Source organism: Undibacterium sp. Tian12W, assembly GCF_049339405.1.
Lineage (GTDB): Bacteria > Pseudomonadota > Gammaproteobacteria > Burkholderiales > Burkholderiaceae_D > Undibacterium.
The window spans coordinates 489,361-503,473 of sequence record NZ_JBMPPK010000001.1 but is presented as its reverse complement, the minus strand read 5'-3'; the positions used below and the strand labels follow the sequence as shown (position 1 = coordinate 503,473).

The following is a 14,113-nucleotide window of genomic DNA, read 5'->3' as shown; positions in this document are numbered from 1 at the left end:
ATATCGTGGGATGCAGAAGAACGCGCACCGCTTGTTCGTTACTTGTGCGCTGGCGAACTTGTTCATGGTTCGCAGGCGCTTGATGCGCATGCAAGGGGCATAGTGTGCCCAATGGGCGAGAAATCGCTCGAGAACTGAAGAAGTTGGGGATACAACTCCCCAATTCTTGATGAAAATCATGTTCAGCAGCACGTTTTATGCTTTGACTGGAACATGATTTTGTAATTGATGGAAATTAGAACTTAATCAGATGTTCCTTAACTGAAATTCTTGAGAGAAATACCGAAACTTCCCCTTACGGGATATTATTTTCAGATCATTTCATTGATGGTTGGGCATATCGTTTGAAATACGAAACAGATGCCCGTTCATCTGTTTATATCGATTATTTCAATCATGCCCCATCACCGATTAAAATATTTGATGGGCTGGAAGAATTTCTTATTGCTTATGAAGAAAACCCGAATGTGATATTTAGCGGAAGCGAAGCTGGTCGTATCATGAACAAATAAATACAGGTAAAAATGAAGAGGAAAAATGCATCTTGATTTAATGAGAGACCCGGCAAAAAAATTTCCAGTAACAGACCGTAAGCTGGAAATTACCACACTAAGAATATGGCACTGCAAATACTCGACACTTGAATCCTTGGCTGAATTTCAGAATCTCGAAGAATTGGCGATTGCATCATTTCCTGATCATTCCCTGAGTGTTTTGAAGTCATTACCCAAACTCCGGTATTTAAGTATTTTGCATCTGCCGAAGATATCTAGTATTGAAGATCTGGCCGGACTTGAACGCATTGAATGCCTGTCTTTAGCTACGTCGCCTGGCTGGGATGCAGCGCGGAAATTTTCGCTGATTGAATCACTGCACCCAATCGCGAAGTTATCATTCCTACGGCATCTTGAATTATTTGGAGTCTGTACTGCAGATAAATCCCTGGTGGAGATTGGGCATTGCAAAGGTCTGGCAAGCGCACGGTTTTCACAATATCCACTGGCTGAGGTGCAACGATTTTACCGAGCGACCGGGGTGACGGATTCATATAATCCTGCTCCCTCGTTTTTGAAGGAATGATGTTTGAATCTAGTTTTAGATGATTATTTTTTGAATGATATTCTGAGCAGAATAATCAGTTTTTCCAAGACATCTGTTTGACATGGCGGCGGGATTTTACTCAGATTCTTGAGATTGCGGTTTAGGCCCAAGCTTTTGCCATTTCTGATCTTACGTCTTGATTGCGATCAGCGGTGCGCAAAGAAAAAACGGTGCGTTAAAACGCACCCTACAAATTGCAATGCAGTGCGCAGCATCAAGATAGACTGTGACAGCGCGAATGTTGGAAGATCGCTCATTGACCCTCCCTTTTGGTGGGAGGAGCAACGGAAAAACAATATCTAGAAACTGTGCTCAAGCGCCGGGAAAGATTGATCTTTCACTGCAGCGACATACGCCTGTACTGCAGCATCGATGCTGGTCTGACCTTCCATGAAGTTTTTCACGAAGCGGGCTTTGCGGCCCGGGAATACGCCCAGCAAATCGTGCATGACGAGTACCTGGCCTGAGCAATCGACGCCTGCGCCTATGCCTATGGTGGGGATGTGCAGGGAATCTGTGGCTTCTTTGCCGAGGCTGGCGGGTATGGCTTCCAGCACCAGCAGCGTTGCACCGGCTTCCTGTACGGCCAGCGCTTCGGCTTTGAGCAGATTGGCGGAGGCATCGGTCTTGCCTTGTACCTTGTAACCGCCCAGTTGATGCACGGATTGCGGTGTCAGGCCCAGATGGGCGCAGACAGGTATCGCGCGTTCGGTCAGGAACTTGATGGTCGGTGCCAGCCAGTGGCCGCCTTCTAGCTTGACCATCTGTGCGCCCGCCTGCATCAGTTGCACAGCGTTGTTGAATGCTGCTTCCGGTGTCGCATACGTGCCAAAGGGCATGTCGGCCACGACCAGGGCCTTTTGGTTGCCGCGTGCTACTGCCGCAGTGTGATAGGCCACATCTTGCAATGTCACTGGCAGGGTGGAGTCATGTCCCTGGCATACCATGCCCAGGGAATCACCGATGAGCAAAATCTCTACGCCGCAACGGTCCATCAGGGAAGCGAAGCTGGCATCGTAGGCGGTGAGCATGGTGATTTTTTCACCTTTCTCACGCAGTGCGATCAAGCCAGGAATGCTTACTGCTTTACGGTCTTGCAAATATTCAGCCATTCTTTTTCTCCAGAGGTGATGCTGTCATTGGTTTTTAGTTTGACAGCGATTTTGTCTCCACCTACATCCTCAACTTTATTTTTTTGTATTCTTAAGCTTGTCTTGTGTTTGATTTATTTGTGGCAGTAGCTTAGGCAGCGCTTACTAACTTCTAAAGATGAAATAAACCGCACCCACTAAACACAAGCCCGCCCATACATAATCAAGCTTGAACGGTTGCCCCATGTAAAGCATGGCGAAGGGCACGAAGACAATCAGGGTCAGGGCTTCCTGTAATATCTTCAGCTGTGCCAGGCTGTACGCAGTGTAGCCTATTCTGTTGGCGGGCACCTGCAACAGGTATTCGAACAGGGCGATGCCCCAGCTGATAAAGGCGGCTACCCACCAGGCTTTGCTGGACAGACTTTTCAGATGACCATACCAGGCTACCGTCATGAAGACGTTGGAGAGTATCAGCAAACCTGTGGTTTGCACAATGATGGGGATTTGCATGGAGCCTCGCTTATCGCCTGGTCAGGCGCTCAGGTAATGGGTAATTCTTGTATGCGTTGCTCAGCCACCGCAGCGACATAATCTTGCGCGCGGCCTTTGCCGGGGATGCTGATATCGGCAGACAGTTGCAGCAGGGGCAGCAGCACAAAGGCGCGTTCTGTCATGCGTGGATGGGGGACTTGCAGGTCTGCGGTATTGATTTCTTCATCGCCATACAAGAGCAAATCCAGGTCCAGAGTGCGTGGGGCATTGCGGTAGGGGCGCTCGCGGCCATGCGCGAGTTCTATGGCTTGCAGGTGTTGCAGAACGTCGGTGGCACTCAGGCTGGTCGAGAGTTCTGCGACTGCATTGACATAATCGTCACCGCTAGAATCGATGGGCGCACTGCCAAACAGGGCAGACCGCGCCACGAGTGTGGTGTCTGGCAATTTTGCCAGCGCATCTATGGCTTTGCTGACGCTGGCCCTGGCATCACCAAGATTGGCACCTATGCCTATGAAAACCTGCAAATTCACTCGTACACTCATTCGGCTGCTGCGGCTGCCTTGCGTGGGGCGCGGCGGCGGGGTTTGCGTTTTTTGGGGCCAGCTTCGGCTGCTTTGGGTTTTGTGTTTATCAGGCGGTCACGTTCTACGCTGTCGCCTTCCATGAAATCTGTCCACCATTCACCGATCTCTTCATCGATTTCACCGGAGGCACAACGCAGCAGCAAGAAGTCGTAACCAGCTCGCAGGCGCGGGTGCTCCAGCATCTTGTACGGGGTCTTGCCTACGCGCTTGTCAAAACGTGGCTGCATGGCCCAGATATCGCGCATGTCCGAGCCTATCTTGCGCTGTATTGCCAGGGCGTCAGTCTGGGTGTTCAATACATCATCGGCAGCGAGGTGCAGGGCAGGGATGGGGAATTCACCGGCGGCCTTATAGGCTTCCCATTTCTCGACGACCTGGTGCCACAGCAGTGAGGCGAACAAGAAGCCCGGTGAGACGCCTTTGCCCTGTTGCACGCGTTCATCAGTATTGGCCAGCGCCAGGGTGACGAATTTTTCACCGAGTGGTTGTTCCAGCACTACGTCCAGCAGGGGCATCAGGCCATGGTGCAGGCCTTCTTTGCGCAATTGCTGCAGGCATGCCATGGCATGGCCGCTGGTCAGCAGTTTCAGTGTTTCATCAAAGACGCGCGCGGCGGGCACATTGTTGATTAGCGGAGCCATCACGGCGATAGGGGCGCGGGTGGAGGCGTCTATCGTGAAGTTCAGTTTTGCAGCAAAGCGCACCACGCGCAGCATGCGCACCGGGTCTTCGCGGTAACGGGCTTCTGGCACGCCTATGATGCGCAGGGTTTTCTTTTTGATGTCTTTCATGCCGCCGTGATAATCGAGCACGGTTTGTGTGGCAGGGTCGTAATACATGGCATTCACGGTGAAGTCGCGACGGGCGGCATCTTCATGCTGTTCACCAAAGGTATTGTCGCGCAAGACACGACCATGTTCGTCCTTGGGTGCGCCATCGGTGGCGGCACCGCGGAAGGTAGTGACTTCCAGCAAATCCTGGCCAAACATCACGTGCACTATCTGGAAGCGGCGGCCTATGATAAAGGCGCGGCGGAACAGGCGCTTGACTTGTTCAGGCGTGGCATTGGTGGCAATGTCAAAGTCCTTGGGTTTGACACCAGTCAGCAAGTCGCGCACGGCGCCGCCAACCACGAAGGCTTTAAAGCCATTCTCTTGCAGGGTCTGGGTGATGCGTACGGCATTCGCAGACACCAGTTGCGGGTCTATGCCGTGGTCTTTAGGACCCAGCACAGTTGGCTTTTGGTTGGCGCTGGCGACATCGCTCTTGTTTTTTACGCCCAGTATTTTGCGAATAAATTTCTTGATCATTGCTTGTCAAACAGGTGAAGTTGAGGCCAACCTTTTGCCAGTGCATGGGCACTTAATTTGGCATTGGGATTGGTTGCGACAGGATGGCTGACGCGTTCCAGCAGCGGTATATCGTTTTGCGAATCGCTGTAAAAATAACTATGGGTAAAGTCGCTGAGTTGCCTTAGTTGTGTAACTTCTTGCTTTACCAGCCAGTCTTGCAGATGCACTACCTTGCCCGCGCCTGAACTGGGCACGCCCAGCAGCTTGCCGGTGATATTGCCATTGGCATCAAGCTCAGGTTCTGCCGCCATCAAATGTTCTACGCCCAGCGCCACTGCGATGGGGGCAGTGACAAAACGGTTGGTGGCAGTGATGATGGCGATCAGGTCGCCCTGATCCTGATGCTTCTTGATTAAATCATAGGCCACTGGCAGCAGGGCCGGCTGTATGACTTCCTGCATGAATTGCTGATGCAAGTCATCCAGTTTGGTACGAGGGAATTGCGCCAGTGTACCAAGGGCAAATTCCAGGTACTCAACCGGATCCAGCGTGCCAGCCTGGTACTGGGCAAAAAACTCTGCATTGCGACGGGCAAATTCGTCAGCATCAACAGCACCAACGCGGCACAGGAACTGGCCCCATTCAAAATCAGAATCGATGGGGATCAGGGTGTGGTCAAGATCAAATAAGGCGATATTGCGCATGCTATTCTGTCGTATTGTCAGGGTCCTGCTGTTGCTGCAACATCAGTTCGCGCAGCAGAGGCAGGGTGATAGGGCGTTTGGTGACCAGTGAGTAATGGTCCAGCTGGTCGAGGATATTGCTCAGCGTACTCATGTCGCGGCGGTAATGGGTAATCAGATAGGGTAACACGCCGGGGGATATCTGTATGCCGCGCGCCTGGGCCGCTTTTTCCAGGGCGGCTATCTTGTCTTCGTCAGTCAGGCCATGCACTTGGTAGATCAGGCCCCAGCCAAAACGGGTGCGCAAGTCGTCACGTACATTCAAAATCATCGGTGGGCGGTTGCCTGCACCGATCAAAAAACCACCACGGGCACGTGCTTCATTGAACAGATTAAAGGCGGCAATCTGGTTCAGTGGCGACAACTGGTCGCAATCGTCAAGCAGGTAGAGGCTGACTCCCTCAGTAAAGTCAAAGGCAGATTCTGGCGCATCAGCCGGGATATAGCGGGCAGTGGCGTCTGCTGCCAGTGCATGCAGTAAATGCGTCTTGCCAGCCCCTGGCTCACCCCAGATATACACAGAGCGCTCGCCATACTGACTGGTAATGCGCTGGTCAAACATGCCCAGCAATTGCGCCAGTTCAGCATTTTGCCCCACCACAAAGGTGGCGAGGGACGGCAGCTTTTGCGCGTCCAGGTCAAGTAATAATTGCCTCATGTCTGGCTATAAAAAGGACTGTTCAGGTAAGACGTGCGTATATGTTTGACGGCGACCGAGATAACGGCGGATGCTGGCAGCGCAATCAGGATGCCGATAAAACCAAACAACTCCCCGAATGCCATCAAGGCAAAAATCACCGTCAGCGGGTGCAGGCCTATACGCTCGCCCACCAGGCGTGGTGTAAGGTAAAACGATTCTACAACCTGGCCTATGCCATAGATGATGGCAACCGACATCAGGCCACTAAATCCATCAAATTGCAGAATAGCACCAATCACTGCCAATACCAGTCCCAATCCAAAACCCAGATAAGGAATGAACACCAAAAAGCCAGTGATAATGCCCACTGGCAAAGCCAGGTCAAAGCGGGCAATGCTTAGTGCCACCGAGTAATACACAGCCAGCACGATCATCACCAGGATTTGCCCGCGCAGATATTGCGCCAGGATATCATCGACTTCTTCAACAGCATGGGCCACGTTATTGACGAAGCGGCGCGGGATAAAGTGGCTCAGGCGCTTGATCAGTGAATGCCAGTCCATCAATAGATAAAACAAGACGATAGGGATTAGCAACAAATTGGCAACCATGCCCAGAACGGCAGTACCACCGACACGTACAGAATTGAGCACGGCCTTGCCTATGGCTTCGCCACTGGTCGATATTTGCTCCGTCAGCAAAGACTTGATGCCATTGCTGTCGAGACGTACTTTGATGCCAAATTCATTGAGCAGGGGCGACAGCATTTCATCGAGCTTATTAAAGAAGCGCGGGATCTGATCTTGCAATTGCGGCAATTCTTTTTGCAAAATGGGGATCATGATCAGTAACATCGCCAGCACTGACGCTATCAAAATCACAATGATCAGAGTGGCAGCAACTGAGCGCGGCAGGCCAAATCGCTTGATACGCAGGGCGCACAGCTTATCTACCCAGGGTGTCAGTACATAAGCCAATATACCAGCGACGATAAAAGGCATCAGCACCGGGCCCAGCAGCGACAGCAAGCTCAGTAGCCCAATTGCCACGGCCAGCCACAGCATGGATTGTTTTTGCTCCGATGTAAAAGAAAATGGCATGTTTTTGGCTAAATAGTAGTCAAGAAGTTATCGAATTTGCTGCCTGGCCCAAAATACAGCGTATTTGCGGTCAATATACGCGGTCAATTTGTTAAAATAGCGTTTTTGCCGGACTTTTCTGGCAATTCCTCTATTTTACCGCCTCCTGCCCCTATTGCCGAATATCATGAGCACTTCTACCCCTGTTTCTCTCTCTTACGCCGACGCTGGTGTCGATATGGTTGCCGGCGATGCGCTGGTTGATGCCATCAAACCCTTTGCCAAACGCACCATGCGTGAAGGTGTCATGGCTGGCATAGGCGGTTTTGGCGCCATGTTTGAAGTCAGTAAAAAATACAAGGAACCAGTATTGGTTTCCGGTACTGACGGCGTCGGCACCAAGCTGAAACTGGCTTTCCACCTCAACAAACACGACACCGTCGGTATCGACCTAGTGGCGATGAGTGTCAATGACATCCTGGTACAAGGTGCAGAGCCTTTGTTCTTCCTCGACTATTTTGCCTGCGGCAAGCTGGATGTTGCTACGGCAACTGATGTCATCAAGGGCGTGGCCTTTGGTTGCGAACAGGCTGGTTGCGCATTAATCGGCGGCGAAACCGCTGAAATGCCATCCATGTACCCTGACGGTGAATACGATCTGGCTGGTTTTGCAGTCGGCGCGGTAGAAAAATCCAAAATCATTGATGGCAGCAAGATACAACCGGGCGACGTCATTCTCGGCCTGGCCTCTTCCGGCATCCACTCCAATGGTTTTTCACTGGTGCGCAAGATCATTGAAGTCGCCAAGCCAGACCTGAATGCTGATTTCCATGGCCGCAGCCTTGGTGACGCCCTGATGGCACCAACCCGCATCTACGTCAAACCTTTGCTGGCATTGATGGAATCCCTGGAAGTCAAAGGCATGGCCCACATCACAGGTGGCGGCCTGGTAGAAAACCTCCCGCGTGTACTCGGCGACAAACTGACTGCTGTCCTGCATAAAGACGCATGGACATTGCCACCCCTGTTCACCTGGCTGCAACAACACGGCGGCGTGGCTGATGCAGAAATGCACCGCGTCTTTAACTGCGGCATAGGCATGGTCGTCATCGTTGCGGCCGAGCTGGCTGATACAGCCCTGGCACAACTGACTGCTGCTGGTGAGTCTGTCTATAAGATTGGTGAAATCCGTGCCCGTGAAGGTGATGAGCATCAGACTATCGTTGTTTGATGGCGTGATAGCAAGTATTGATAACGGGGCCGTGAAGGCCCCGTTTTTGTTTACCTAAAAGACGAAACTCGGCAAACCTAGTAATCTTGTCCTATACTGTTGAAATAACTGTCAATACAAATGTAAATACAAAATAAGCACAACTATATTTACGGGTGAATGATGCGTTTTGAATGGGATGAAAACAAAAATCAAATCAATATCCGCAAGCACGGCATAGACTTTAGTGATGCGACTGATATTTTCAAGCATCCCATGCTGACGCTTTTCGATGGTCGTGAAGATTATGGTGAAGATCGCTGGATTGCCCTGGGATGGATTCGCAGCATGATAGGCGTTGTGGTTTATGTGGAAAGGGAGGGAGATGTTATTCGCATTATCTCTGCCCGTAAGGCAACAAAAAATGAGGTGAAACGCTATGAGCAAAGCATCTAAAACAGACTGGAAACGCCTGGCTGGGATGAAAGATAAAGAGATTGATACCAGCGATATTGCTGAGTTAGGAGATGACTTCTTCCAGCGTGCAGAATTGCGCGCACCCGCCAAGCAGGCTGTGACTATCCGCCTCGATAGTGATGTGCTGGAGTGGTTCAAGGAACAAGGCCAGGGTTACCAGACACGCATCAATCAGTTATTGCGCGTGTACATGGAGGCCAAGCAGCAGAAGCCCCGTTGAGCCTTTATGTCAGGCGTGGGCTGGTAAGTTGCAATATCAAATAAAATTTGAGCGAGGCAGGCTCTAGCCTACCGAATATGAGTAGCTGCGTCATATTTCATTTGAAACTGTCAGAAATTAAAAAAATGAAACAGTCTGAATTTGAACTATATGTAAAGTCAAACCTGGATATCCTTCAGGGAGTGCATCCAGAATTGGATTCGAATCTCGATAAATACGAGAGCGAGCTTGGATTTCTTCTTCCTGCATCAATGAGATGACTTTTATCGGTGTATGGTTATTCTATGGCCTGCGGGATCGAAAATCTGGAAGATTCAGTGAAGCAAACATTGGATTGTCGCAAAAATATATCGTTACCACACAATATCTTGCTAATTAATGATTGGAGTGATGGTGGAGTTGTTTTCGCCATTGCTGATAACAAGCCAGATAATGAGTACGAGATTGTATGGACAGATTCCTCGGATTTGTATCGGCTTATAGATGGCCAACAATTGCCGAAAGATATCTCTCGATTCGACAACTTCAGTGTGTGGGTTGCAGATCGGGTGGAATTCGAAAGAGAAAATACGTTTTAACGTACCGATGTTACTGTCCCCTCATTTTGCCATCACAACTGGTGCGTTGTAAGAACCTCACCTACCAGTTTCGGTGTAAGCATCTCGGGACAGGCATAGTCATATCATTCATATCCTTGCTTGTTAAAACAGCTTCGCGCACGTAGTACTCACTGTTAGAATTCTCAGGCAGCCCAGGCATACTTTAGCGTTGCTTCATTTAAGCGTTCACGGCGAATTAATGCGCTTTATTGCCTGGGCTTGCACCTTCTTTGCCATTTGCTTATGCAAGGCTTCACGGGCGTAACTTGGCACCCTTGCATCTGGCAAGCTGACATGGGCCGCGGGTTCTGGTGAATTTCAAAAAATCCTCACTACGTCTCAATCGACGGTGGCAAATAATAATCATTTATCTTTATTGCCAAATAATAATCCTGTATATTTGCTTGCAAATTCCCCGTAAGACCTCCCTCCAGAAAGGATACCTGTATGCACCATGCATTGCGTAGTTCTTTGTTTCTGCTGGCTTTGATCGGTGGCCAGGCTGTTGCCTCGACCAGTCATTCTTTGGGTATAGAGCGCAAGCAGTATGGCGAGTCGATTGCCTATGACATGAATGCAGCAGGGCAGGTTGCTGCCGTCATCAAGGAAAAAGATGGTACGCCTCACGCCGTGTTCTTTGAAAAGGGTAAACTTGTCAAACTGGAGTTGCCGGGCGAAACCGAGAGCGAAGCCAAGCGCATCAATGATAAGGGCGAGATCGTCGGTTCATCAAAAAAAGGGGAAATATGGCGCGCATTTATCCGCACCCGCGATCATGGCACCCAGGACCTGGGCACTCTGGGTGGCCCCAATAGTTATGGTGCTGCACTCAATCAGACTGGCCAGGCTGCCGGGTTCTCTGATACGCCTGAACGTGACTGGCATGCCTTTCTATATACCCCCGGTGAAGCGCTAAAAGACTTGGGTACGCTGGGCGGCAGGGTTAGTTATGCGAGCGGCATCAATAACCAGGGGCAGGTAGTTGGTTCTTCCATGATCACCGATGGCACGCGCCGGGCATTCCTCTATGATGCTGCCAGCGGCATGAGAGACCTGGGCACTTTGGGTGGCCGCACCAGTTCAGCAACGGCTATCAACGACCATGGCATCGTCGTGGGGGCTTCGGAAATGAAAGACCGCCGCTGGCATGCCTTCATGCACGATGGCAAGCAGATGATAGACCTCGGTGCCAAAATCGGCTTTGGCGACAGCTTTGCCACCGGCATCAATAACGAAGGCCATGTGGTTGGCGTAGTTGATACTGCAGACCTGCGCCTGTCCTTTGTCTGGCGCGACAATAAGATGACGCTGCACGCGGCCGGCAAAAGCCTGTACCTGACCAATGCCATCAACGATGGTGGCCAGGTCATAGGCGCAAGTTATGACCGTGGCCTGTATGCCGCTACTATGCCTTCGAATGCCGTTCCTTTCGTGGATATGGGCGGCAATAAAATCCTCGGTTTTAATGTAGTCATGCTATTAGTGGCCCTGACTATCGCGATCTTCCGCAAACGGCTCAAGGGTTTGTTCTTTGAGAACAAGCTGTTTTTTGGGGCTTGAGATTGTAGCAGGCATGCAGCAAGCAGATAAGGCTTATCTGCCTGCAAGCCCCATAGCTGGTGAGTATAAAAAATGTCTGTTCGTGTCAGTTAAAGCAAACCAACAAGCTGATTTCACCTGGGCTGGCGATTAATTTGAGCCAGCTTTTTATTTAGTATGACAATATAGATTACGCATGCAAACCAAATATCAACTGACATTCGTATTAAGCATAGTATTGAGCGCGGCATTCTCTTTCCCGGCTTATGGCAGAGCGGGACCAGTGCGTAGTGCCGAATATGACAAATGTATAAAGAAAGCTGAAGCAGTGGATCCGGCAATTCTGGATTGCATTTCTGCCGAATATAGCCGTGCAGACAAACGCCTGAACAATGCGTATAAAAAGTTGATGGGCACGCTCAAAGCCGATCGAAAAAAAGACCTGCAGGAAGTACAGCGTCTATGACTGAAATTTAGCGATGCCAACTGCCAGTTTTATTATGATCCCGACGGCGGTACCTCTGCCAGAATGAGTGCAAATGAATGCTCCGTCACGGCCAGGGTAAACAGAGCCGAAGAACTGGAATCACTTACCCAGTTTTAATCGCCTGCCAATAGGCAGAGTTAAAGACTGCATGCAGCTATGTAGTTTGGATTAGCCCCTGTCCATGCATCAACAGAGTTACAACTGATAATCAATGGGTATTAATCTGCATCATTTAAGTATCCTTGATGTGAGATTTACCTTGTCTGCGTCACCGGATAACAGGATGTACAGACAAGCTCACATGGGATAATCATCGCTGGATTCAATGATAAAAGAAATGATGAGCATGAATACACATTGGGAGGAAAGACTGGCAGCTCTGTGGGCAGAGTTTGACGCGACAGAAGCACAGACCTTCATTGCACGCATTGACGCACTGGCTGCAGAGTTGCCACCTGATGCCGCCATAGGGTTATTTGAACGCGGCGGCGCACGGGATTCTTGCGGTTTTACTGAACTGGCGATTCCCCTGTATAAAGCTGCTCTTGAAAACGGCCTGACAGGTTTGCGACGCCGCCGGGCGAATGTACAAATGGCCAGCTCCATCCGTCACCTGGGTGATCCGCAAACGGCGGCTGACCTGTTGTTTGTTGAAATGCAGCAAGGCAGTGATGAACTCGACGGTGCAGTGCGCGGCTTTCTGGCCCTGGCGCTGGCTGATCTGGGACGCGAACGTGAGGCACTTGCGCTTAGCCTGACAGCGCTGGCAGGATATTTGCCGCGCTACAATCGTTCGCTGGCGCGGTATGCTCAGGGGCTGGCAAAAAATACGGACGTTGCCTAATATCAGAGAAATTTTTACATAACATGCCGACGAAAAAACTAAAAACCTTGCTCGCAAGCTTGCTACTTGGCACTGTCTGCATCACCGCCTTTGCCGATACCAGACTCAAAATCATCACGCAAACCGGGGCGCTGGCTTTTACTGTGGATGATGACTGGGCTGTACTGAACATGCAATCCAAACTGCCAGTGGCTGCCGCAGTTTTCCAGTTACCCAATCCGGCAGACAGGCAAACGGCTGACTCGACCAATCTGATATTGAAATTTTATGACCTCAATACTGACGCAGGGCGCACTGCCTATGATGTGCCGGTAAAACAGTATGGTAGTAGTAACGCACCCAAGACAGAAAATGTTGATGCATGGACTATATTCCGTCAAGAAGCCCTGCAAGGCGCGACGCGCTATACCATCCTCGATGCCCGAAGAGACCAGGTCGCAGATTCAACAAACATATCAGCGACGGCACGTTTGGCCTGGCCTCACTTGAAAGGCAATGCGAAAAAATATGATGCGTTGATGGAAGCCAGGTTTCGCAAATTTCTTCATTCTGTGCAAGGTGAATTGGGGCCATATAGACCACAAGAAGATGAAGTCATAAGAAGGCCTGCGCAATAAGGACCAAGCTCAAACGAAGAGACAGTAAGGACGCGAATCTGAGTTTGCCTTCTTAATTTGTAATGCCAAATAATTGACTGTCATCGCGTCTCTGGGTTTTACAGCGGAAACATCTGAGCAGCAACTTGTTCCCAACTATTGCGCGGCCCGTCAGCAGGCACTTGCTGCATACAAAAAGTCACATCAGAGTCAGGCCTGATCAGCATATACGCAGTCAGTTGGCGTTGCAGTTCTGCTGCGCTGATATCTGTTATTTCACCATAAGACTGCAATAGCGCCTGAAGCAGCAAGGGATTGCCTTGTGCCATGAAAATCATGGGTGTCAGGAGTTCAAACCTGTCGCTATTGCCGACGATGGCATCACCAAAATCCAGCAGTCCTGAGAGCTGCCATTGGCCCTGCTTCTGCTTTGCCATCAGGTTCCATGGATGGATATCCATATGGATAAATCGCAAGTCACCTGCTTTGGCAAAGTCTCCGGCAGCTTCGATATAGGGCATGACCTGTACCAGCAATGTTTCCGGCATTTTTCTGCGCTGGTGCCTGGCCAAGCAATCGGTAATCAGGTTTTGTATATAGTTTGGCCAATCGACCTTGATGGAGATATCTGCATTAAACTTTACGCTGCCAAGTTCACGCACGAGCTGACCAGTCTGCAACATGATCGATTGCTTCTGGTCGATATCCAGCGATGGCCAGATGTCTGCAAGCAAAGTGCCTTGCAAGCGGCTGAAGATCACAAATACCCAGTGATCGATTTCACCGCTGGCGATGAGCCTGGGTGTCTGCAATGACAGTTTGCCTTCCAGCAAAGGTGCCACCAGAATTTCTTTGTCACCCTGCCGCCGCCAGTTCGGCGGCACGAGTTTGACTATCACGTCTTTGCCCAGCCCAAACAAGGCATTCGCACCCAGGGGGATTTTTTCCCAACTGTCATTTGGCAGCTCAAATGCCTGTTGCAGGTGTTCCAGCACCGGCATCCAGGCTGCTAGAGGGGTGTGCACTATAAAGTCGTTGCAGGCGGCATTGTCGAGATTTTGTGGCAGGCAATTGAGGGTGATGGTCATTGAACTTTGCGTAAGCAGTAAAGAT

18 protein-coding genes are annotated in these 14,113 nt (G+C 50.4%); 10 read left to right on the top strand and 8 right to left on the bottom strand.

Translation table 11 applies throughout. From position 1 onward, the window contains the following. Positions 1-344 precede the first annotated feature (344 nt). Together ACO0LI_RS02145 and ACO0LI_RS02140 are read left to right on the top strand one after the other, a co-directional pair. On the top strand, positions 345-512 hold the full coding sequence (locus ACO0LI_RS02145; RefSeq protein WP_423030484.1) for a hypothetical protein: 168 nt from the start codon (positions 345-347) through the stop codon (positions 510-512). A 25-nt stretch (positions 513-537) separates the two neighbouring features. Beyond that, entirely contained in the window at positions 538-1,080 is a 543-nt protein-coding gene (locus ACO0LI_RS02140) for a hypothetical protein (RefSeq protein WP_422954513.1), read from the top strand. A 320-nt stretch (positions 1,081-1,400) separates the two neighbouring features. Here ACO0LI_RS02140 and panB read toward each other — a convergent pair whose 3' ends face one another. The 7 genes from panB to ACO0LI_RS02105 all read right to left on the bottom strand — a co-directional run bounded on the left by panB (position 1,401) and on the right by ACO0LI_RS02105 (position 7,049). Continuing rightward, positions 1,401-2,213 (bottom strand): 3-methyl-2-oxobutanoate hydroxymethyltransferase, encoded by an 813-nt coding sequence (gene panB, locus ACO0LI_RS02135; protein WP_423030482.1) that lies wholly within the window; start codon positions 2,211-2,213, stop codon positions 1,401-1,403. A gap of 144 nt (positions 2,214-2,357) precedes the next feature. Beyond that, complete coding sequence (locus ACO0LI_RS02130; protein WP_422954511.1) at positions 2,358-2,705, bottom strand: DMT family protein; 348 nt, start codon at positions 2,703-2,705, stop codon at positions 2,358-2,360. Positions 2,706-2,734: 29 nt separating this feature from the next. Further along, positions 2,735-3,232 (bottom strand): 2-amino-4-hydroxy-6-hydroxymethyldihydropteridine diphosphokinase, encoded by a 498-nt coding sequence (gene folK, locus ACO0LI_RS02125; RefSeq protein ID WP_422954510.1) that lies wholly within the window; start codon positions 3,230-3,232, stop codon positions 2,735-2,737. Further along, positions 3,229-4,584, bottom strand: coding sequence for a polynucleotide adenylyltransferase PcnB (gene pcnB / locus ACO0LI_RS02120; protein ID WP_422954509.1), 1,356 nt, complete (start codon positions 4,582-4,584; stop codon positions 3,229-3,231). The genes folK and pcnB overlap by 4 nt, the downstream gene beginning before the upstream one ends. After that, positions 4,581-5,270, bottom strand: coding sequence for an HAD family hydrolase (locus tag ACO0LI_RS02115; protein ID WP_423030480.1), 690 nt, complete (start codon positions 5,268-5,270; stop codon positions 4,581-4,583). The genes pcnB and ACO0LI_RS02115 overlap by 4 nt, the downstream gene beginning before the upstream one ends. 1 nt (position 5,271) lies before the next feature. After that, positions 5,272-5,967, bottom strand: coding sequence for a DnaA regulatory inactivator Hda (hda, locus tag ACO0LI_RS02110; RefSeq protein ID WP_422954507.1), 696 nt, complete (start codon positions 5,965-5,967; stop codon positions 5,272-5,274). Then, positions 5,964-7,049: an AI-2E family transporter gene (locus ACO0LI_RS02105; RefSeq protein WP_423030478.1), complete on the bottom strand. Its 1,086-nt coding sequence runs from the start codon at positions 7,047-7,049 to the stop codon at positions 5,964-5,966. The genes hda and ACO0LI_RS02105 overlap by 4 nt, the downstream gene beginning before the upstream one ends. 166 nt (positions 7,050-7,215) lie before the next feature. Here ACO0LI_RS02105 and purM point away from each other — a divergent pair, with 166 nt between their 5' ends. The 8 genes from purM to ACO0LI_RS02065 all read left to right on the top strand — a co-directional run bounded on the left by purM (position 7,216) and on the right by ACO0LI_RS02065 (position 13,021). Further along, positions 7,216-8,259 carry a phosphoribosylformylglycinamidine cyclo-ligase gene (purM, locus tag ACO0LI_RS02100; protein WP_423030476.1) on the top strand — a complete coding sequence of 348 codons (1,044 nt, stop codon included), beginning with the start codon at positions 7,216-7,218 and terminating at the stop codon, positions 8,257-8,259. Positions 8,260-8,421: 162 nt separating this feature from the next. Continuing rightward, entirely contained in the window at positions 8,422-8,694 is a 273-nt protein-coding gene (locus ACO0LI_RS02095) for a BrnT family toxin (RefSeq protein WP_422954504.1), read from the top strand. Further along, positions 8,678-8,935, top strand: coding sequence for a BrnA antitoxin family protein (locus tag ACO0LI_RS02090; RefSeq protein ID WP_422954503.1), 258 nt, complete (start codon positions 8,678-8,680; stop codon positions 8,933-8,935). Before ACO0LI_RS02095 ends, ACO0LI_RS02090 begins: the two co-directional genes overlap by 17 nt. A gap of 317 nt (positions 8,936-9,252) precedes the next feature. Next, complete coding sequence (locus ACO0LI_RS02085) at positions 9,253-9,513, top strand: hypothetical protein (protein ID WP_423030474.1); 261 nt, start codon at positions 9,253-9,255, stop codon at positions 9,511-9,513. A gap of 468 nt (positions 9,514-9,981) precedes the next feature. Next, positions 9,982-11,094, top strand: a complete 1,113-nt coding sequence (locus ACO0LI_RS02080) for an HAF repeat-containing protein (RefSeq protein WP_422954101.1) — start codon at positions 9,982-9,984, stop codon at positions 11,092-11,094. A gap of 175 nt (positions 11,095-11,269) precedes the next feature. Then, positions 11,270-11,539: a lysozyme inhibitor LprI family protein gene (locus ACO0LI_RS02075; RefSeq protein WP_422954102.1), complete on the top strand. Its 270-nt coding sequence runs from the start codon at positions 11,270-11,272 to the stop codon at positions 11,537-11,539. A gap of 361 nt (positions 11,540-11,900) precedes the next feature. After that, complete coding sequence (locus ACO0LI_RS02070; RefSeq protein WP_422954103.1) at positions 11,901-12,404, top strand: tetratricopeptide repeat protein; 504 nt, start codon at positions 11,901-11,903, stop codon at positions 12,402-12,404. 23 nt (positions 12,405-12,427) lie between these two features. Further along, positions 12,428-13,021, top strand: a complete 594-nt coding sequence (locus ACO0LI_RS02065) for a hypothetical protein (protein ID WP_423030473.1) — start codon at positions 12,428-12,430, stop codon at positions 13,019-13,021. 98 nt (positions 13,022-13,119) lie between these two features. Here the strand turns inward: ACO0LI_RS02065 and ACO0LI_RS02060 are convergent, their stop codons facing one another. Next, positions 13,120-14,088 (bottom strand): phosphotransferase, encoded by a 969-nt coding sequence (locus tag ACO0LI_RS02060; RefSeq protein WP_423030471.1) that lies wholly within the window; start codon positions 14,086-14,088, stop codon positions 13,120-13,122. Between the last annotated feature and the right edge of the window lie 25 nt (positions 14,089-14,113).